The sequence below is a fragment of the Caballeronia sp. EK genome (assembly GCF_014384845.1).
GTDB lineage: Bacteria > Pseudomonadota > Gammaproteobacteria > Burkholderiales > Burkholderiaceae > Caballeronia > Caballeronia jiangsuensis.
In genome coordinates this window covers 89,048-108,849 of the sequence record NZ_JACSUE010000018.1, presented here as the reverse complement: position 1 = coordinate 108,849, position 19,802 = coordinate 89,048, and the positions used below count along the sequence as shown (strand labels likewise).

18 protein-coding genes, 8 pseudogenes and 1 other annotated feature are annotated in these 19,802 nt (G+C 56.5%); of the genes and pseudogenes, 17 read left to right on the top strand and 9 right to left on the bottom strand.

Going from position 1 to position 19,802, the window contains the following annotated elements:
- Window positions 1–147 precede the first annotated feature (147 nt).
- Window positions 148–522, bottom strand: a complete 375-nt coding sequence (locus tag IAG25_RS35105; protein ID WP_187608944.1) for a DDE-type integrase/transposase/recombinase — start codon at window positions 520–522, stop codon at window positions 148–150.
- Between IAG25_RS35105 and IAG25_RS42550 the strand changes: the two genes are divergently transcribed.
- Window positions 403–963, top strand: coding sequence for a transposase (locus IAG25_RS42550; protein WP_309243999.1), 561 nt, complete (start codon window positions 403–405; stop codon window positions 961–963). The two genes, IAG25_RS35105 and IAG25_RS42550, sit on opposite strands and share 120 nt — an antisense overlap.
- Window positions 964–1,400: 437 nt before the next feature.
- On the opposite strand, the gene IAG25_RS35090 is transcribed toward IAG25_RS42550, so the two are convergent.
- The 5 genes from IAG25_RS35090 to IAG25_RS35070 all read right to left on the bottom strand — a co-directional run bounded on the left by IAG25_RS35090 (window position 1,401) and on the right by IAG25_RS35070 (window position 5,801).
- A complete protein-coding gene (locus IAG25_RS35090) occupies window positions 1,401–2,888 on the bottom strand; it encodes a hypothetical protein (protein WP_187608942.1) in 1,488 nt (495 codons plus the stop codon).
- Window positions 2,889–2,935: 47 nt separating this feature from the next.
- Complete coding sequence (locus tag IAG25_RS35085; protein ID WP_187608941.1) at window positions 2,936–3,295, bottom strand: type III secretion protein; 360 nt, start codon at window positions 3,293–3,295, stop codon at window positions 2,936–2,938.
- 1,237 nt (window positions 3,296–4,532) lie between these two features.
- Window positions 4,533–5,084: an IS3 family transposase gene (locus IAG25_RS35080; RefSeq protein ID WP_309243998.1), complete on the bottom strand. Its 552-nt coding sequence runs from the start codon at window positions 5,082–5,084 to the stop codon at window positions 4,533–4,535.
- A complete protein-coding gene (locus IAG25_RS35075; protein WP_187608940.1) occupies window positions 5,081–5,383 on the bottom strand; it encodes a transposase in 303 nt (100 codons plus the stop codon). Before IAG25_RS35075 ends, IAG25_RS35080 begins: the two co-directional genes overlap by 4 nt.
- 19 nt (window positions 5,384–5,402) lie before the next feature.
- Window positions 5,403–5,801 carry a hypothetical protein gene (locus IAG25_RS35070; protein WP_187608939.1) on the bottom strand — a complete coding sequence of 133 codons (399 nt, stop codon included), beginning with the start codon at window positions 5,799–5,801 and terminating at the stop codon, window positions 5,403–5,405.
- Between the two features lie 754 nt (window positions 5,802–6,555).
- Between IAG25_RS35070 and IAG25_RS35065 the strand changes: the two genes are divergently transcribed.
- Window positions 6,556–7,395 (top strand): GIN domain-containing protein, encoded by an 840-nt coding sequence (locus IAG25_RS35065; RefSeq protein ID WP_187608938.1) that lies wholly within the window; start codon window positions 6,556–6,558, stop codon window positions 7,393–7,395.
- Between the two features lie 328 nt (window positions 7,396–7,723).
- On the opposite strand, the gene IAG25_RS35060 is transcribed toward IAG25_RS35065, so the two are convergent.
- Window positions 7,724–8,239, bottom strand: coding sequence for a transposase (locus tag IAG25_RS35060; protein ID WP_255504164.1), 516 nt, complete (start codon window positions 8,237–8,239; stop codon window positions 7,724–7,726).
- On the opposite strand from IAG25_RS35060, the pseudogene IAG25_RS35055 reads away from it, so the two are divergent.
- The 15 genes and pseudogenes from IAG25_RS35055 to IAG25_RS34985 form a co-directional block, all read left to right on the top strand.
- Window positions 8,239–8,760, top strand: a pseudogene (locus IAG25_RS35055) (IS66 family transposase); the annotation flags it as partial. The gene IAG25_RS35060 and the pseudogene IAG25_RS35055 sit on opposite strands and share 1 nt — an antisense overlap.
- Window positions 8,761–8,790: 30 nt before the next feature.
- Entirely contained in the window at window positions 8,791–9,081 is a 291-nt protein-coding gene (locus IAG25_RS35050) for an IS4/Tn5 family transposase DNA-binding protein (protein ID WP_255504163.1), read from the top strand.
- Between the two features lie 50 nt (window positions 9,082–9,131).
- A pseudogene (locus IAG25_RS35045) lies at window positions 9,132–9,942 on the top strand (IS5 family transposase).
- Between the two features lie 427 nt (window positions 9,943–10,369).
- Window positions 10,370–10,723 (top strand): hypothetical protein, encoded by a 354-nt coding sequence (locus IAG25_RS35040; RefSeq protein ID WP_187608937.1) that lies wholly within the window; start codon window positions 10,370–10,372, stop codon window positions 10,721–10,723.
- 166 nt (window positions 10,724–10,889) lie between these two features.
- On the top strand, window positions 10,890–11,513 hold the full coding sequence (locus tag IAG25_RS35035; RefSeq protein ID WP_187608936.1) for a hypothetical protein: 624 nt from the start codon (window positions 10,890–10,892) through the stop codon (window positions 11,511–11,513).
- A 190-nt stretch (window positions 11,514–11,703) separates the two neighbouring features.
- Window positions 11,704–12,242 (top strand): annotated as a pseudogene (locus IAG25_RS35030) (class I SAM-dependent methyltransferase); the annotation flags it as partial.
- Window positions 12,167–13,414 (top strand): annotated as a pseudogene (locus IAG25_RS35025) (IS3 family transposase). The pseudogenes IAG25_RS35030 and IAG25_RS35025, both read left to right, overlap by 76 nt.
- Window positions 12,457–12,572, top strand: a sequence feature (AL1L pseudoknot). (Overlaps the previous pseudogene by 116 nt.)
- 114 nt (window positions 13,415–13,528) lie before the next feature.
- Complete coding sequence (gene sodC / locus IAG25_RS35020) at window positions 13,529–14,074, top strand: superoxide dismutase family protein (RefSeq protein WP_187608934.1); 546 nt, start codon at window positions 13,529–13,531, stop codon at window positions 14,072–14,074.
- A gap of 127 nt (window positions 14,075–14,201) precedes the next feature.
- A pseudogene (locus IAG25_RS35015) lies at window positions 14,202–14,565 on the top strand (BRCT domain-containing protein); the annotation flags it as partial.
- 224 nt (window positions 14,566–14,789) lie between these two features.
- Complete coding sequence (locus IAG25_RS35010) at window positions 14,790–14,981, top strand: transposase (RefSeq protein WP_375336560.1); 192 nt, start codon at window positions 14,790–14,792, stop codon at window positions 14,979–14,981.
- A gap of 35 nt (window positions 14,982–15,016) precedes the next feature.
- Window positions 15,017–15,550 (top strand): peptide deformylase, encoded by a 534-nt coding sequence (gene def, locus IAG25_RS35005; RefSeq protein WP_187608932.1) that lies wholly within the window; start codon window positions 15,017–15,019, stop codon window positions 15,548–15,550.
- Between the two features lie 153 nt (window positions 15,551–15,703).
- Window positions 15,704–16,108: a hypothetical protein gene (locus IAG25_RS35000; protein ID WP_187608931.1), complete on the top strand. Its 405-nt coding sequence runs from the start codon at window positions 15,704–15,706 to the stop codon at window positions 16,106–16,108.
- A 32-nt stretch (window positions 16,109–16,140) separates the two neighbouring features.
- A pseudogene (locus IAG25_RS34995) lies at window positions 16,141–16,666 on the top strand (IS5 family transposase); the annotation flags it as partial.
- Between the two features lie 585 nt (window positions 16,667–17,251).
- The gene (locus IAG25_RS34990; protein ID WP_187608930.1) at window positions 17,252–18,400 is read left to right on the top strand and encodes a hypothetical protein; all 1,149 of its coding nucleotides are present in this window, start codon (window positions 17,252–17,254) and stop codon (window positions 18,398–18,400) included.
- Window positions 18,401–18,479: 79 nt separating this feature from the next.
- Window positions 18,480–18,771 (top strand): annotated as a pseudogene (locus IAG25_RS34985) (transposase); the annotation flags it as partial.
- Here the strand turns inward: IAG25_RS34985 and IAG25_RS34980 are convergent.
- On the bottom strand, window positions 18,737–19,186 hold the full coding sequence (locus IAG25_RS34980; protein ID WP_187608929.1) for a hypothetical protein: 450 nt from the start codon (window positions 19,184–19,186) through the stop codon (window positions 18,737–18,739). The pseudogene IAG25_RS34985 and the gene IAG25_RS34980 overlap by 35 nt on opposite strands.
- Window positions 19,187–19,314: 128 nt before the next feature.
- A pseudogene (locus IAG25_RS34975) lies at window positions 19,315–19,785 on the bottom strand (IS3 family transposase); the annotation flags it as partial.
- Window positions 19,786–19,802: the final 17 nt, after the last annotated feature.

Sequence of the window (19,802 nt, the reverse complement as noted above, 5' to 3'; positions counted from 1 at the left end):
CCTGACAGACAACCTGTGATGTAAATCGGCCTTCGAGGCCGAGACAGTTTTTAAGGATTGTCAGGCGCGACTCTCATCGTGGCGCGGGGAGCACTTTCCTCAAACGACGCCGGATAGATTTGGGCAGGCCAACCACACCGTCAAAAATCAGGGTTGCAAAAACGGAGGGGACCATAGATTTACATCGGCGCTAACATTCAGGTACACCTCCTCATATTTGACGCTTCGCCACACCCGTTCGACGAATATGTTGTCGCCGCGATCCAGAACCGCATCGGTAAAAGCGGTCGCGGTGAACTGACTGCCCTGATCGGTGTTGACGATTTCCGGCTGGCCATATTTCGCGAAGCCCTCTTCCAGCACTTCGAGCGCATGGATCGCTTCCAGCGTGATCGCCACCCGATGTGCCAATACCTTGCGGCTGGCCCAATCCACCACGGCCGTCAGATACACGAAGCCTTGCGCCATTGGGCGATAGCTCGTGTCGAGTGCCCAGACCTGATGGGCGCGGTTGATCGTCATTTCGCGCAGCGGGTATGGCCAGGCCTTGTGCTGCTTGTTACGACGGCTCGTGTTCAGCTTGCAGTACAGCGCTTAAATGCCCATACGCTTCATCAGTCTGCCCACGTGCCGGTGTCCCATCTTGATGTCTTCACGGCGCAGCAGACGCGCCACCATGCGCGCTCCCGCGAACGCCAACTCAAGATGCAGGTCGTCGATGCCGCGCATCAGTTTCAGTTCCGTCTCTACACGACGAACTCGCTGGAGAGCGTCAATGCTGGGCTTCCCAAAATCATCAAGACGCACGGACACTTCCCTTCGGACGATGCCGCGACCAAACTACTGTGGCTGGGGTTGCGAAACATCACCGACGACTGGCATCGCGCTGCTCGCGACTGGAAGGCCGCCATGCGCCAGTTCGCGATCCTCTACGAGGATCGCTTTACACGACTAGGCGCCTAGCCGTCAAACCCTCATCGTGAATGTTTGAACAACTCAACTGCCTTGAACATGAAGTTCCTGACAGTCCCAATGCTCAGGTCGCAACACGTGACTTTCTCTTAAAAAAGCCCCGTTAATACAGTGAAAAGATCTACTGCTCTCGACTGCTAGGTGTACTGCCGAGGATTCCGCTGACCCTCACGGTCAAACTAACCGCAAGATTGCTTGTTCGGCACTACTTTGGTAGCCGATCGTGACCAATCGACTTTTATCAGCAGGAGTAGCTGACTGTCGCCCGGTCGGGGCCGACAAACTAAGCGCTCTGCGACACGTCTATCGGGATCGCTCCCGGACGCTATAACTTAGGCCACGCATCTCCCGAAAGAATTGCGTATTCACAAAGTCGTCACTTGCCGCTGTCTGATCGTGTCACACGGCACTGCGTCGGGACAGCGCCCTCAAGACATTGCACGCCGATACTTCCCACTCATCACTCCCTCAAGTTGCCGGAATGCCAGCGCTTCTCTCCCTTCTGCAATCGCCAGCTTAATGCCACGAATTTGCCTTCTGTTCATTCCCAAGTGAATTAAGAATCTTACGGCAATCTTTCGCCGCATTCGTAGCCCACCTGAACCTCCGTGCCCCACCTCCTGTGCTTGCCTACTCTCGGCCAAGCCCGCTTGTTCCCGCTTACGGCTTTCGATCTTACCCCCTGAAAGGTGCTCCACCAAGATCGCGGCGGCCACGCTTGTCGATTTCTGAAAACGCTCCTCTTTTAACAGCCTGTGCTCTGCATCGTTCAGGGATTTATCCCCAACCTCTTTAATGAGCAACCATTCAGCACTATGGAGTTCGCCGCCCTTCCTCTTAGCAATCAAAGCTGCTATGAACTTGTAAGCAGCGAAGCTCAGCCACCCTAAGCCAAGCGCCGCTCCGACCAGCGGAAGCACAAGTCCGCCCACTCCACCTAAAATCAATCCGCCCACGGTAATTGCCGCCATGCCATAGCCAAATCTTGCAACAGAAAACCACTTCCATTTGTTCTTTTCATTCGAAACTGACGTCAAATTTGACTCCGCGAGCTTCGAAAAGCTCTCGTAAATATCTTTTATATGCTCTAGTTCGTTCCCTGCGGCACCCATGCTACGCAAACCTTCCACATGTCGCTCATCATTGCCTCCATCCACCATCCGCATCAAATCGATGCGGCGATTCTTATCAAAACAGGAGGCAATTTTCGCAGCGATTTTTTTAGATGCAGTTTCTTCTTTACTGAACCTGAAAAAATCCAGCACGCCAACCACTGCATGCAACGCCCCACAGAGCAAAGAGAGTACCGCACCTGCAACAGCGCCGATTCCTTCTAAGACCTTACCTAGTACTTCTATCCCATATTCTCCCGCCCATACACTAGCGACAACGACGGTGGATATCATGGCCTTCATGGTTTGAACAACGCCGTCTCGCAATAATGTAAGAATCGCGGATCCCCGCCTATTCTTAAAATCGTCCCAATCTTGCCTGACCTTGTCCAGTTCTGCGGGGATGTAATCTCGGCCAAACTCGTCTGGCCCTGACGGAGCGCGTTCTAACTCATCTAAGCTTGCTTTGACTTTGTGGCCGCTTCTGTCCGTCTTCACGAACATCGCCCACGTAACGACAGCTTCCGCGAACGCAAAGACATTGGATGCCTCAGCGATCCCGGATGATGCGTCCGGAGATATATTACCGTCGTATTCAGCCTTCGCAAGCTTCACCACATGCAAAGCCGTCCCACCTCCAGCACTATTCGCCCAACAGGTATACCCGGCCGCCAGCGCGGCGTCGGCACCAAGCTCGGGAGGCGGTGGAGCAGCGTTGAGTCTCTTCGATACGCGCATTTCTTCTTTTCCTTTTCGCTCGACAAGTATCCGTGGGCCACTTCCCTTGACAAAATCGACCACCATAGCTCATGCACGTGAACGCTCTCTGTCTCCTGTGTTCTCAACCTAGCCTACTGTGAGCGATAACGCAGCCATAGCTCGCCATTCAGATTGATCGTCCGCGCCCCATCAGCACGCATTAGCTCCACTAAATCGTTACGGATTGGATTCGGCTTCTCAATGAGCATCAGGTCGACGCAATGCACCCCCCAAACCGATCGAACGATCCGGTCTAAGAGGAGAACTATCATCGATGCCGCGTGCGCACACTCTTCAATCGCGGCCACGTCGGAGATCAGTAAGCGCTCCCCCTCGTGACGATAGACGAACGTAAAATGCTCGGCTGTGACACGAAAACCTTGTATAAAGTCGCTGCCCAAGAAGCGTTGTTGAACTGGAAGTAGGCCTTCCGTCCGAAGAAAGTCTGTCACGTCAGTCATCCTTGCAGCTTCCCACTGGAGTCGCGCCTTAAGGCGACGGTGTTTCGAAATAATGACCGAACGCCTGCCCAGATCGGTGAAAGCTTCTCGGGCTTCCGAGCAATCCCGCAGACGTCCAGAACGCTCAAACTTGACACCAAAGTAATATTCAACGCGCCTTGCATCCTTTATGCGCAATCGTACATGCAGGCAAAAAAGCTATCGTAAGGAGCTGCCAACTGATACATCTGACGCGCAACACTGCCTTGACTTCAGTCCTGCTGCTTGGCTAACACGCTTTTCGTATTGGACCTTGTTGGGTCCAGAAACAACAGCGCATCGAGACACGCAGTCACAACTAGCGGTGCCTAAAGACACACCTCAGGCGCTTATGACCCACGTGTCGCCGCGGGAGATTTCGCGCTGAACCCCTAAACCAGCGTTTCGTCCAGGGTCATATCACGAGGTGATCAAGGAAGGCGATACTATCAATCGCAGCAACTGCACTCGCTGTTCGATGTACTTGCTTCCGTGCACAGCCACTCAATAGCGGCAGATTCTCCTTCGTGACACCGCGTCAGGGCCACCACAGAATTCCATCGTGCTAGCGTCTCTTAGCTTCCCTCAAGGAAACCTCGCCTATTCCAACAGAACGCGTTGCGCGCGTCTCTTTAGAGAAAATTAACAGCTGCATGATGATTTCAGCTTTAAGGATGACATACTGAGGCCTGATCACGCACCCACTTGACAGCCGCGTCCAGTGCCTTGTGGGCATTGCCTGAGCGGCCAACAATCCGATAAGTCTGCTCGACAGGATAGGCTGGGCGCGTATCGTCCAGTCGCGGCAGCCCGGCTTGCCCGAAACAGATACTGCCTCCATGTGTTCAGAAAGTCGCTTACAGCAACGTCCTCGCGCAAACCAATAATCGAATTTCCATTGACTGAGGCTGGATAACAGAACGTAAAATCGCTTGGCCGGCGCATAGTCGCCCCCATCAAGAGGTTGAGTGGCATAGCGTAAGATCACGCGGCTCCAGCTCCATCAGCGGCTGCACCGTCCCACCTGGTAAAAAAAGTCGCGCACGGCCTCTCGGTCGTCTTGCACACGGCAAACCTATTGCGAAGCGTTCATCTGATTGAGCTATCGTAATTACCTCAATAAATCTGAACCTTGGTAATTTTGTCGCGCGTTTTGTGTTTTGGAAAGTGACGTGTTTGGTTATCAACTGGCCTATGTCACGGGGCGGCGCTATGGAGCCATTCTCAGGGCTGCGTAAATGCGCCACTTGATGGGCGGCGCATTGGAGCCAGCACCACCTGGGCGAGAACCCGAGGTCGCCCAACCGACCACACGCCGGGAATACAGATCGATCACCACAGCCAGATACATCCAGCCCTGCTGCGTCCAGATATACGTCACATCGCCCGCCCAGAACCGGTTCGGAACCGTCACGTCGAAGGCTCGATCGAGCCGGTTCTCGGCAATCGCCGATGCCTGCTCGCGCTTCACATAACGATGCGTGCGACGTACTCGCGCCTGCACGCCGCCTTCGCGCATGAGTCGACGCGCACGCTCGCGCCCCACCGCATGGCCACGACGATTCAGTTCCTGCGACATGCGCCGACTGCCATAGCTTTGCCGCATCTGCGCATGAATCGCCTGCACCTCGCGCACCAACTCCATACGCGCCGGGCGCGCCTTGCACTGCCGCGCCTTCCAGGCGTAGTAACTGCTGCGCGCCACGCCGACTACGAGACACAGCGTCGCTATCGGATATGCCTTCTCTGCCCGCCGGATCACTTCGCATCGCGATCCAGCTCCTTGACAAAGAAGGCCGTGGACTTTTTTAGAATGTCGCGCTCCCCTTCAAGCTCCATCACGCGCTTCTCAAGCGCCCGAATCCTTACCTGTTCAGCGCTAGCGCCCTCGGCTGCGTTCACTGGCGCACCCGCAACCGGCCGGCGATTGCCGATCCAGCGTCGCAACGCCGTCTCTCCAATGCCCAGCGCCTTCGCAGCCTTCGTCACCGTGTAGCCCTGCTCCAGGACGAGCGCCACCGCTTCGCGCTTGAATTCCTCTGAAAATTCTCTTCTGCCCATTTGACACCTCGCTGGTCGATCAAAGTCTACCTTTCGATGTGTCCAAGATTGCTAGACCACTACAATGCAACTTCTTTGAGGCGCGGCCAAATAAAGTTGAAAAGTCCACCTCGCAACGTTTGCAGCCTTTCGTTTCGTATTCTCCTTCTTTGAAGAACATTTCGATCTCCCACCTCGCGCGGTACCAGTCAACGATTTCGAAAAGCGCATCCGCAGCGCCTAATTTGCGGTTGGTCACAAGACCCCAGATGACGGGCGTTACGTCCGCTGGCGCATCCACCTCGCACGCCTCGACGCAGGTGAGCGTTAAGCGGCCCCGCCCGGGCAGCATGATGCGCTGGCTACGCAGTCCCCGCTTCACTTCACGCGCCTTCTGTCCGCTGTGCCCGGGCAGCACGAAGCTGATATGGCCGAGCACGTTACTCGCGTGCACCCTGTCCCACAGCGTTTCTCGTCCTTCAGAGCGAGCCGATCGCGATACTGGTATGCGGTCACGACGGCCTGAGCACGAGCGCGCGCGAGGAACTTATGCGCCTGTGCCGCAAGGTACGCCAGCTTGAGCCTGAGCATGATTTTTGAGATCGTCTCAAAAAAAACCACGGCCTGGTTCGCACAGGAGAGCGGAACGGGGCCCGAGGAGGGTTCGAGTCCATGAAAGCGAATCGTGCCGGATGGCCCATTGTCACGATGGCACGGCTGCTGGACGTCTTCGCCAGCAGTTTTTTCGCGTGGCTAGAACGGGCCCCATCGAAACATGCGTGCAGTGATGGCGATTCACTTGCGCGCATCCGACGACGCGCTCACGGGTCCCGAGCCAGAAATACTTCTTTGTGACGGTCGCCCAAGCGTTCCCCAGGAATGCTCGGTAAATCAAAGGACTGGGCTTTGAACGTGTTCTGCAGCGCCGCGCATAGTCGAAATGCTGCGTCGATTTTCGATAGCTCTGCCGATCGACGCGCGTAATATTTGATTGGATGCCGTCCAGATTGCGGCTTTTCTCGCACCGAACCACGTGTTAATGCGCCGACTTTAAATCGACCTGTAAGAGTCCGTTGAGGGATCGTCCGTGCGAGCACTACCCCCTCACAAGAGCAGGCGGGTCGTCTTTGCCGGCATAAACGCGGACGTGGCAGTACTTCATTGTCTCGACTAGTTCCTTTCCTGAGTCGCCCATGAAAAAAGAAGAGTTTCTGCGGCAGATCCGCAGCGCCAGACCTGATCTGACACCCAGTGAAATCGAGAAGATTCTTGATGACTATCGCCCGCATTTCAACGAGTCTACGGCCTGCGGGCACACAGAGGAAGCGACTGCAGCGGCGCTGAGTGATCCCGTATCCCTCGGAGACGAGCACGTTGTTGATCGACGCCACGAGGACCGCGGTCTGCTGAATGCGGTAAAGCGCCTCTTTGATACGAGACGCCGCCGGCAGAGCAGCGACGAGTCCCGCGAGCTGACATGGATCTCAGGTTCTCACATGAAGATAAGCCTGCCCGTAAAAGTCTCGTGGCGACCAGCCAACAGGGCGAAGGCAATACTGAAGGGCCCTGCGTGGCTTATAGATCACGTGCGTCTCGACAGTCGGCAATTGCACGGACGCTTTAAATGGAGATTGTTCCACAACAACCACCTCCGTGTTGATCTCGAGAGCCCGGCAATTGAAGCCTGGTCAGTTCACGGTGGCGCCGAGCTACGCCTACTCAACCTGTCACAGTCTGCATTGGAACTGGAATCAGACAGCAGCGGGGACATCCTGGCTGCTGGACGCGTGCAGCACGTGAGAGCTAGTGTTTTGGGTTCGGGGGACATCGATCTCAGTTCGCTCGATCACTTAAGCGCAGCAATCAGGGTTGTCGGTTCAGGAGATGTAATTCTTGCCCCAAGTGAAGAGGCCGACCTGTCGGCTGAAGGGAGTGGTGACATCAAGCTGCTAAGCAGCCCACCATGTATCAAAACACACATTTCAGGTAGTGGCCATATTCGAATGTCGAACCGTGACATATTTTCAAATTGAACTCGGCCGTATCCCGATCTCGCTAAAGGCCTTTTAGCGCGTCAAGGCAGGCCGAACTCCTCAATCCCGGCATGTGTCGCCCGTTTTCATTGCGAGAGCAAAGCAAGTCGGCACACGTTGAAGTGTTGAAGTGCTTAGACCGCTCGTGGAATGGAAGCACTTTCTCGATTATCCATAGAGACGCTGTGTGTGGCATAGATTAGTGCTGAGCGCTCCGACGATACGCTTCATTTTATCAGGCGCCCTATCTCGCGACTGAAACATTTTCGTGACTGCGAAGCCGACACCTGTCGACGCAGATAGCGCCGCCATAATTTCGTGTTGCTTGTCAGCGCTTGTCAATCGTTTGGGCCGGTGCGTGCAGGCCTCGCTTGAGGAACGTAATTCGAGGGAACATACCGCAGAATCCACGTATGTGATCCTCATTGCGAAAGCGCTTTGCGTAGCCGAGCACCTTGATGAGCAAGGGAGCCAGGGTTGCCCCAATGCCGGTGATAGATCGAAGCGCATTGGACGGGTGCACCCGCTGATAGATCTGCTCTACCTCACGCTCGGTCGCGCTGACGTGGCGATCCCACAATCGCTGATGCTCGACCTCCTGTGCCACCTCAAATTGCAGTGCAACGAACTCGACACTATCACCATGACGCTCAATGGTCTCTTCTGCAGCTGATTTAAGTTTCTCGACCAGCGAATCGATAAAGGGGCCGCTCTTAGGATGATTGCCTGAGGCGTGCCGCGACAGAAATCGGGCGAGCACGTCGCGCCGCATGGCGACAACCTTGCGCGGATCGAATAGCTCGCCGAGAATCGCTAAAGTGAGCTGCGTGATCCGGCAAAGCAATGCACCGGATGGGCGAGGAAGTCAGCGAGCAGTTGCACATGGAGGTCAAGGTGTCGGTGCTTCAGCACGCGCGCTTCAAGTACGCGTGTCGTCACTGTGAGCGTCACGGCACGCAAACGCCGATCGTGGTCGCCCCGATGCCGGCGCAGCCCTTGCCTGGCAGCCATGCAAGTCCATCGATGATCGCCGCTGTCACGGCCGGGAAGTATGTCGATGGCACGCCGCTGTACCGGATGGAGGATGTGCTCGCGCGCGCGAACATCACGATCAGCCGCGGCACGCTGGCGAACTGGATCATCCACCCCTCCGAGTTGCACTACAAGCGGATTTACGACGCGCTCAAGACGGTTCTGCTGGGTCAGTGACTGATTCACGGCGACGAGACTACGGTTCAGGTCCTTAAGTAAACGGATCGAAAAGCGCAGGACACGTCGTATATGTGGGTCTATCGAAGCGCCGAGGACAGCGAGCAGCCGGTCGTGTTGTTCGAGTACCAGCCGGGGCGTGGCCAGGAGCATCCTGCCATACGTTGGGATACCTATGGATAGAAAATGACTGGTACCGGCCGAGTAGGTGGCGAGGACTGGATCAATCACGAGGTGACGGATAGCAGTTTTCAAGCTGCCAGGTTTCGCAGACGATTTCGAACATTGTTAGAGAGACTATGGTCAGGCGTAGGACAAACAATTCCATTCGCCTGCCAAGACTGGGCGAACACGAAAGGCGCTTACCGCTTCTTGTCCAATGAGCGAGTAAGCGAGCAGGATATTCTGGACGGACATTTCCAAGCGAGTGGTGAGCGCTTTAGAACCCTTAACAAAATGAAGAAAAGGGGCTGTTAACCCTCGATGAATGCTGTTAACCTATTCATTGTTTCGGCGATGAAAGGAACATGGCTAAACCTATACTCGACGACGAACTCTGGGCACTCATCGAACCGTTACTGCCCCCTCCAAAACTACGACGCCACCGTTACCCAGGGCGCAAACCGCTCGACAATCGTGCGGTGCTCACAGGCATCCTCTTCGTCTTGCAGACTGGTCTGCGCTGGGACCTTCTTCCTCGCGAGATGGGTTGCGGCAGTGGCATGAGTTGCTGGCGTCGCCTGCGTGACTGGCAGGAGGCAGGCGTCTGGGACGAGTTGCACGAGTTGCTCCTTGCGCGGCTTCGGGCCGCCGACCAAATCGACTGGTCTCGAGTCATCGTCGACTCCTCTTCAATCCGTGCTGTGGGCGCGGGTCAAAAACGGGACCGAATCCCACAGACCGCGCGCGACCCGGTTCAAAGCACCACCTCATCACCGAAGCGCAGGGCATTCCGCTCGCGGTGATACTGACCGGCGCCAACCGCAACGACGTCGCTCAACTTCAAGCACTGGTCGAGGCTATTCCGCCCATCAGCGGCAAGCCTGGCAGACCACTATCGAAGCTCGGGTCGTTCAAGGCGACAGAGGCTACGACCACGACAAACATCGACGTCCGTTGCACGCAGCGGGCATTGCCACGGAAATTGCTCGGCGCGGCCAGCCTCACGGCAGCGGATTGGGTAAAACACGCTGGGTCGTGGAGCGGACCATTTCGTGGCTTCACAACTTCCGCCGACTGCGCATCCGCTTCGAACGGCTCGCGTTTATCCACGAAGCCTTCATGAAAATCGCTTGCTGCATCATATGCTGGCGACAACTGCGAACGTCATTTTGTTAACGCCTCTTAGGGCGACGGAAGGCCCGATTCTTGTACCGCAAGATACGACAACGTTCTCGTATTAGCGGGAACGGTCTGAACTTGTCGGCTATACGGGCAAGACCTCGATTCAGCGTGGCAGGCACGGCCTGCAGAAGCCGCTGACCCAATGCGGCATTCTGATGCACTCGAGTCTGGCCGTAGCCACTGAAGGCTTGCCGCTTGGTCTGACGGCCATCAAATTCTGGACCCGTGCCAAGTTCAAGGGCTGCACGGCTTTGAAGCGAAAGGTCAACCCTACGCGTGTGCCAATTGAAGAAAAGGAAAGCTATCGCTGGCTAGAAAATCTGAGACAATCCACGACATTATTGGGTGCATCCCCAAACGCTGCGTACATATCGGCGATCGCGAGAGCGACATTTACGAACTGTTCTGTGAAGCGCACGACTTGGGCACTCACTTCCTGGTGCGCACATGTGTTGACCGCCTAGCCGGCGACGGAGAGCATACGATCGCCGACGAAATGGCCGAGGCGAAGATCAAGGGTGTCCATCGTGTTGAGCTCCGCGATTCGAAAGGCCGTCCCGACGAAGCCTTTTTTGAGATCAGGTATCGCCGCATTACCGTGCGACCACCTCTCTACAAGCAGCGTCGCTATCCCGACCTACGTCTGGCCGTCATTCATGCTCTGGAGACGGCCGCACCCGCCGGTCGGCCTCCGATCGAGTGGAAGTTGATCACTGATCTGCCAGTAAAATCTCGTGCTGACGCTATCGAAAAGCTCGACTGGCGTAGGCCGTAATGAAAGTGTCACTACCCGAGGCTCGATGCGACGGCGCATTCCGTCGCCGGAGTGACACATTTGCTTCCACTCGGGACGAAATGAAAGTGTCAATTCGCATATGTCCGTATTAAATTTGCTACTTCACCTCCTAAAATTCGAAGCCCGTCCGTAAGTTGCTGATCTTATGGAAAATTCCCTGCACATTGTGGAGCCGCTTCCGGCTGTCCGCCCCAAAGGAGCTCACCGCTTCGAAGTGTTCAGCCCGAAGCTTGCGCGGCGTCTCACGTTCTTCCGGCGCGCGCTCGTTGACGAGTGGATCGTGCTGGAAGCCGACCCGACCGTTATATGCTTCTGCGAGCGCCCCGGCTACGTGACGCTCGATGGGCACCGGCATCTCGCAGACTTTTGGGTCGAATTTTTTGATCATCAAGAGTTAGTTATCCTCATTGAGGATTGCGATGAGCCGGAGAACGACAGGCCGGGGCGCAGGGTTGACGAAGCAGGGCTGACTATTCGGCGGGTCGCACCTGCCGATCTTGCCGCCACGCGGATGTGGATCGATAACTGGCAGCGCATGCTGCCGTACGTCGTGGCCAACCGGGGACTCGTTCCGGCTTCCCTCCTGTCGGAAATTGAACGCTTCGTACGCTACCGCCTGGGTGACGGCTTCGCGATCCGCCATGAGGGATCTGCGCCATTCGTCGATTGCGACGACGTCGATTTACCTCCACAGCGACGAGGTCAAGCGGGCCAAGCAGATCAGGGACGCCTTCGCCGCGAACTGATACCTGAGCGCATCGTTGGGTGATACAGGCAACAGCCCTCCCTGACGTGGCGGCTGTGAGTTGTCGAAGGCGCAGTCCGCAGCGCCACTTCCGGGCCCGCGTCTCTCAAGGGACCTGAACGATGAGTTCGCTTTTCTATAAGTGCAGCTTGGCCGCAGTGGGATATCTGGGCGCAGTGAAATATGTCTTCCTATCGACCTTTATCGGTGACACATGGCCGACGCAGAGAACACAAGCAACATGGCGTACTCCCAATTTGCAAGACGCTATGCCGAGATTGCGCTGACCAAACCGCACAATGCCCTCTACGAACGACCTGCGACCATGGCACTGCTTGGGAATGTCAATGGGTTGCGTGTTCTCGATGCGGGATGTGGTCCGGGCATTTGCAGCGAGCATCTGGCGCACAACGGGGCATCAGTGCACGCTTTCGATGTCACGCCGGAAATAGCGGAACTGGCTCGCACGCGGTGTAGAGGGCTTCCGGTCGATGTAACGGAAGGTGATCTTGCGGCCCCGCTCAACTGGCTATCGGATCAGTCATTCGACAAAATACTGTGCTCACTTGCCTTCGACTATCTTGAAGACCTGAAGCCGGCACTCAATGAATTTCGGCGAGTGGCGAATGAAGCGCCCCGGGTTTTCCGGAGGCTCCAATTCTTGAGAAAATGGAGCTATGGAAAACACGAAGAAGAAGTCACCATGGTCCTCGCCGGAAGTTCGTGAGCGGGCGGTGCGGATGGTACTGGAGCATCAGGGCGAGCGCGACTCGCAATGGAAAGTGATCGCGTCGATCGCAGCGAAGTTTGGCTGCTCGGGCGAGACGCTGCGGAGTTGGGTGCGCAAGGAAGAGCGGAATCGGGGGTTGCGCCCGGGCACGAGCACGCAGGAGCAGGATCGAATCAAGGATCTGGAGCGGGAAAACCGTGAGCTTCGGCAGGTCAACGAAATCCTGCGCAAGGCATCAGCGTATTTCGCACAGGCGGAGCTCGACCGCCGACCGAAGTGATGATCGTGTTCATTGATGATCATCGGCACGTCTACGAGTCGAGCCGATCTGCAGGGTGCTGCCGATCGCACCGTCGACGTACTATGCACACGTGGCCCGTCGCGCCGATCCTGGACTGGCGCCGCCGCGGGCCCGGCGCAACAGGATGCTTAAGGATGAGATCCGGCGCGTGTGGGAAGAAAACTTCCAGGTCTACGGTGCCGACAAGGTCTGGAAGCAATTGAAGCGCGAAGGCATTGTCGTGGCGCGCTGCACGGTCGAGCGGCTGATGAAGCTGATGGGCCTGCGCGGCGTGTTGCGGGGCAAGACGGTACGCACGAAAGTGAGCGATGGTTCGAAGCCCTGCCCGAAGGATCTGGTGAACCGGCAATTCACGGCCGAACGGCCCAATGCGCTGTGGGTGTCGGATTTTACCTATGTATCGACCTGGCAGGGCTTCGTCTATGTCGCGTTCATCATCGACGTGTTTGCCCGACGCATTGTCGGCTGGCATGTGTCGAACTCGGCGCGCACAGACTTTGTTCTGGATGCACTGGAGCAGGCCTTGTACGAACGACAGCCGGCGCAGCAGAACGGCCTGATCCATCACAGCGACCGCGGCGCCCAATACGTATCGATCCGCTATACGGACCGGCTGGTCGACGCCGGCATCGAGCCGTCAGTGGGCAGCGTGGGTGACTCCTACGATAACGCACTGGCTGAGACGATCAACGGCTTGTACAAGGCCGAGGTGATCCATCGCCTCGGGCCGTGGGTAATCTGCAGGCCGTTGAAATGGCAACGCTCGAATGGGTGGACTGGTTCAACAATCGCCGGCTGTTCGGCCCCATCGGCGACATTCCCCCTGCCGAGGCAGAAGGAGGACCCTCGAAGAAAGCGGTGGCACGATCAGCTTGTGCGCTATCAAAAAGGTAAATGACAATATGCATTCCGAATAAATATGGCTATCATGGTCATTGAAACCTTCAATAACTTCGGCGTTATCCTGTCCGCTAGAATTGCCGCTCCTCAATACAACGGCGAATAAACATGAGAGTTAGTATCTTGGGAGCGATCGTACTGTGCGCAACAGGTGCTCTGATTACACGGGCCGCGGGTGCGGCAGAGCTGTCTGTGCCAATGTATGAGGCTACCCTTGGCGGAGCTGGGCAGCAGGCCGGCTCCATCGTAGTCCGCGAGAGTTCGTACGGCTTGCTGTTTCAGGTAAACCTGGAGAAATTGCCTGGTGGTACACACGGATTCCATGTACACGAACGTCTATCGTGCGCCCCGGGCACGGTCAATGGCAAAGTGGTGGCGGCGGGGGGAGCCGGAGGGCATTGGGATCCGACTGAAACGAAGAGGCATGCCGGGCCGTACGGCGATGGTCATCGTGGCGATCTGCCACGTTTGCATGCCGACGCAGATGGGCGAATATCGGAACTTGTTCTTGCTCCCCGCATCCATACGCTGGATGAATTGCGCGGGCGTGCATTGATGGTACATGCGGGCGGCGACAATTTTGCGGACGATCCGATGCCATTGGGCGGGGGAGGCGTGCGGATCTTGTGCGGTGTCGTCCCGCCACAAACTTGACGCCGACCGTCCGGCTCGCCTCTCTCTCTTTCTGCGTGCGTATAACTGTTAGGCCTCGTGCTAAACGAAGTATTGCATCGCGAGATATTCGAGGCGACAGGGCACTGGTGACTCTCGAGCTGGATTGAATGACGGCGGCCCGATTGTTACCGAGGCGATCCAACACAATCACTCCTTCGCCGAGGAGCAGAGCCGTACGGTCATCGAGCAGTTACGCGCGCCCGGCAAGGTGACATGGCCGTGGGGCCGCCCGCGCCGAAGGCACCGCGGTCACGCTGGCGGGCAATACAGTCGTGCTGACGGGCGCGCCGCCCACGATGGGATGCGACGAGGCGAAGGAGTTGCCTGAAGCGGCCGGCGCGAAGGTGGTCGGCGCGGTGTCGATGAAGACCGACTGCGTGGTGGCGGGTGCTGAAGCGGGCAGCAAGCTCGCAAATGCCGAGGCACTCGGCATTCCGGTGCGCGACGAAGATGGTAAGTACCAAGAGTAAACGAGTTGCAATTTTTCGGGTCAGATGACCTGCTGCCGATGAAATGTGCCGTTGAACTGACCGGGCCGGAGAAGAAGACCTTGCAACAGCTGTCGCTCAAACATCCAGTTGAAGACTTTCGAACCCGTGGGCGGGGCCTGCTGGAGATCAGCCTCGGTCGACGGGGCGTGCCGCCTTGATAACGCCTCTATTCATCACAACATCGATCAGGAAACGATCGACGGATTCTCGACCATCGTATGGTGCTCTTCTATCGGCCGCCGTACAGTCCCAAGTTGAACCTGATCGAGATCGTCTGGAAACACGCCAAGTACCACTGGCGGCAATTCGTTAGGTTGACAAAGCAAACCATCGATACCGAGATCACCACGCTACTCGGCGGCTTTGGCTCGAAATTTGAAATCCATTTTGCCTGAACACTTATGCATAAGCTCATGGAGGGGCAGACAACATGATTCACGAAATCCTCAAGATGGGCGATCCGCGCTTGCTGCGCATCGCCAGGCCGGTCGATCATTTCGACACGCCCGAACTGCACGAGCTTGTCCGTGACATGTTTGAGACGATGCATGACGCCAATGGCGCCGGGCTCGCCGCGCCGCAGATCGGCGTCGATCTTCAGGTCGTCATCTTCGGTTTCGGCCATAACGAGCGTTATCCCGACGCGCCTTCCGTGCCGGAAACGGTGCTGATCAATCCGACCATCACGCCTGTATCACTGGATACGGAAGAGGGCTGGGAAGGTTGTCTGTCGGTGCCGGGCCTGCGTGGCGCGGTGAGTCGTCTGTCGATGATCCGCTATCACGGCTTCGATCAGTTCGGCAAACCGATCGATCGCGTCGCTGAAGGCTTTCACGCGCGCGTGGTTCAGCACGAATGCGATCATCTGATCGGCAAGCTGTATCCGATGCGAATCACAAATTTCGCCAAGCTCGGTTTTACCGCCGTGCTGTTTCCTGACCTCGATCCGATATCGGATGACTGAGTCTTACGCAGGTAATGCGGCGCCGTTTTAAGCGATTGTTCTCGGCACCTCCTGAAAAAGCAGTGACACTTTTATTTCGCGTCCGTCAAACAACTGAATTTAAAGAGATTTTTATCGCGTGCGAACCGAAAATGTCCGAAGTGACACATTTACTTGCGAAAGAGTGACACTTTTATTTTGGTCTACGACTGGTACGCGATGCGTTGGAAAATAGAGACCTTCCATAAGGTTCTGAAGTCGGGAGGCAAGGCTGAAGAATCGAAGCTGCGTACCGCCGATCGCTTAGCCAATCTTATCTCGGTGTTCTGTATCCTGAGTTGGCGCATCTTCTGGCTGACGATGCTCAACCGGTGCGCTGCCCATGCGCCGGCCCAGTTGGCGCTCATACAAACAGAAGTCGAACTCCTCGATCGCGTCGTTAAAGACACGCCTCGCATGGCACAGGCTCCGCCGCTGCTGCGCAGCCTCATCAAGCTTGCGCAACTCGGCGGCTACCTTGCACGTGCCAGCGACCCGCCGCCAGGCAATACCGTCGTGTGGCGCGGCATGCGCGCCTGATTGACATTCAGCTAGGGGGGGTCTGCGTAAATACGGTGGTTGATGCCACGCTGATCGCGGCGCCAAGTTCGACCAAGAATGCCAGTGGTGAGCGAGACCTTGAGATGCATCAGACCAAGAAGGGAAGCCAATGGTACTTCGGGATGAAGGCCCATGTAGGTGCTGACGCGGACTTGGGGCTGGTACACACGGTCAGAGGAACGGCGGCGAATGTGCATGACGTGGTCGAGGCGAACGCGCTGCTGCATGGCAAGGAAACCGACGTGTATGGCGATGCGGGTTATCGAGGCGCGGACAGTGAGGTGGCATGTCGCGATGGGCCCGGGCAAGCGTGCTGCGCTGGACAAGAACAACAAGCTCGACGCCGTTCTTGATGAAATTGAATACCTCAAGGCAAGTATCCGGGCGAAAGTCGAGCATCCATTTCGCGTGATCAAGCGGCAGTTTGGTTTCGTCAAGGTTCGCTATCGCGGCTTGAAGAAGAACACTGCTCAACTAACAACGCTGTTCGCGCTCTCGAATCTTTGGATGGTGCGGCGCAAGTTGCTCAAAATTTGAGCAGAAAATGCCCGCGAAGCGCAGCAACCGACGGAATGGAAGTGAATTTTTCGGCGTCTTTTATCATCGCGTTCGTTGGATAAACGATCTCTTAAGGCACGCCGAATTCGAATGTGGCACACAGTCGCTTTCAAAAGGCGTTATTAGACCTTCCCTAGGCTACGAACTTGCACACCACGACTGTGGGTAATTGCAAGATTGAGGAGGCGCTTACCTTGAAACAGCTGCTGCTGAGCCCGCATTAACTTAACAAGACAGCCGCCGCGATTCCCGGGACGGTTCATGACTGAACGGCATTAACCCTAAGGTGGCGTTTCACTGGCGCGCGCAGTGGAGCATCTTCGCCGATACCGGCGCATCTACCAGGCGCATTTAAAAAAATCGAGGCTATTTCGCCAAAGTGCCGTCGTGGTTTGACGCGTACATTTGCCGCCGAGTCAGACTTTCTCTACGCGCCGCCAACAATACATCGAACGTCCTCGGCGCCAGCTGCTGCTGGAGCAACTCGAACCATTCATTTTGGAGTTTTTATCCTGCCTCAAGGGATTTAGGTGGTGCAAACAAAACATAAAGGAGATTCGGAACATGTCAGACATTATAGGATTGGGCACTCATCTCCCCCCCAGCCTTGGGCTTTCTTCTTCACCCCGAGCGCAGATTGCGGAAACGCTGCAGTCGGTTGATTTTTCTGATCCAGCATCAGTCCAGCAAGCCCGCGACAGCATCTGCGATGTGTTGGGGAACGCCTTGGGCGATCACCTATTTGAGCACGGTGCTGAGCAAGGCGCCCTGCAGCAAATCGCGACTCTCGCGCTGTCCAGCGAGGCACAGCGCCAAGGCTATGGAGACGTCCAGGGACTGACGTCGCAGGAGCGCCGGATGGCGCAAGTCTTATTGGTCTCGCATCTTTCGCAGGTGGGAGTAGATACATTCGTCCCCGGGAACCTTAACCACGGCGATGGTCACGAGGCGCTGGAGTTTCGCTTTGATTCCGGCCGTAAATCGATCGACACTCTGATAACGCTGAATTTCCCCGAACTGAACCTCGGAGATAAGCGAAAAGATCTGGTCGGTGGAGGCGAGCAGCTCGTTTCATCACTGGTCGCGACAGCGCTTAATGAAGCAGTCGACCTTGATCCAGAGCGGCTTGATTGGGAGATTCAGGCTGCATTGACTAGACTGAACTCACGCGCATCAACAAGTATGCGGTCGCATCATTTGAGTTCGCAAGAGATTTTATTGCAGACCAAGCTACTTCCCGAAGCGTGGTGGATTGTTCGGAACGATCTGACCCACGAAGTCTTGGGAGCAGTACGCTGCGTCAATAGTGCCCTTTCAACCCTCGATGCTCCCGAGGTGACTAGGGCTCTAGAGTTGACGAAGCGGGCAGCGAGCGTTAGCAGTCTAGAAGGCCTCAATACGCTCCTCGATGACATCCAGAAGCTGCCGCCCGGGTACCGGCGAGAGCCGCTGACCGCAATCGCCAGCGGGGTGCGCAACCTCCTTATTCCTACCTGGGACGTCGTCTTCAAGTTTGATGGCGTCTTATTCCCAAAGGACGCGGATGCCCGCTATCTTGAATCTACCTCACGCTGGATCGACGCGATTGAACAACTCGACAAGGCTGACAAAACGCAACCGTACTCCGCTGTGAAAGAACTATGCACCTGGCATCTCTCAAACCGCCGGAATTGGGAGCAGGAAGCTGGGTGGCGACAACAGCACCAACTTTGAACCAGCAAGCCTTCGTCGTGACGTTGACCGTGCAGCCGCAGCCGCGTCGCCGACGTCTGCGATCATCTGCGTCTTCTCGCGACTATCCTCGGCCACTGGCGTGCGCATTTATTTCTGCGATCCGCACGGCCTCTGGCTGCGTGGGACATTGCGAAAACACCAGCGGATTGCTTCGTCAATATTTGCCGAAAGGCACTGACCTGTCTTTCTACAGTCAGAAAGATTTCGACGCCATTGGCGACAGCCTGAACAGCCGGCCCCGCGCGACTCACGCGTTCCAATTTCCGTTTGAGGTATTTGCTGCGACGCTTGCCTCAGCGGGCCAACCTCATGGTTCTAAACACGAGACTCCGTGTTGCGCTTCAGTTTGAAACCGCACAACGATGCCGCCAGCGCTGCGCGTTCACTGACGGCCATGATAGCCCGATCCCGCAGCAACCGGACGAACCTCAATATTGTCTCCATTTTGCAGGTAAGGCTGCGGTATAGATTGCCTTCAAGCAATGCGGCTGCATGGGATCTGAGGGAAAAGCCTTTTCGGCGTCGGTCATTGGCACCATGTACTGCCTCGGCCTCCGCAAAAAGCTGCTCCAGCAGGCCTTTTTGAAAACGCGCATTCGAGAACTCCTTGAACACGACGAAATCATCGTGATTACGCCCCACCAGCGGAAGAATGAACCGCTTCAGATCCGCCTGGGCCTGCGGAGTTGTCCACTTCTTGCTCGCGCGAGCGGCGGCCCCAATCATGTAACCTTCGACATACTCCGAGGGAATCACGGCCTTCACGATCTTCTCCAGCGACTGACCCGATAGTCGCGAAATGCTTTCAGCATGCAACACACGGAATTGCGCAAGGTGAGCTTTTTCAACAGCTTGAAGAACGAACGCGTGCACACGATGCGCTACCGCACGCAACGGAAGGCTGCCATTGTCAGTGCATCGCCCACCAACTCCGTCGTCATGTCGGCCCGCATTGACCAGCCCACCACCTCTCGATTGAACAAATCCAGCACCACCGCCAGATACAACCAGCCTTCGCCGGTCCAGATGTACGTAATGTCCGAGCTGAACACCCGATTGGGCTCCTCAGGCGTGAACTCGCGGTTGAGCAGGTTCTGCGCGACTGGCAGCTCGTGCCTGAAATCGGTCGTCACGCGGTAACGGCGCCGGTGACGCGCCCGAATACCGTGGCGGCTCATCAACCGCTCTACCCGCGTCTTGCTGGCCGGAAAGCCACGCGATCGAATCTCCTCGGTCATGCGCGGCGAACCGTAAGCGCCTTTGACCTCGGCGTGGATCGACTTGATCAAGCTGAGCAACTGCAACTCGGTCAGTCGCTTGCGCTCAACGGTGCCACCGCGCTTCCAGGCACGATAGGCGTTGATATGTTAGCGCCGATGTA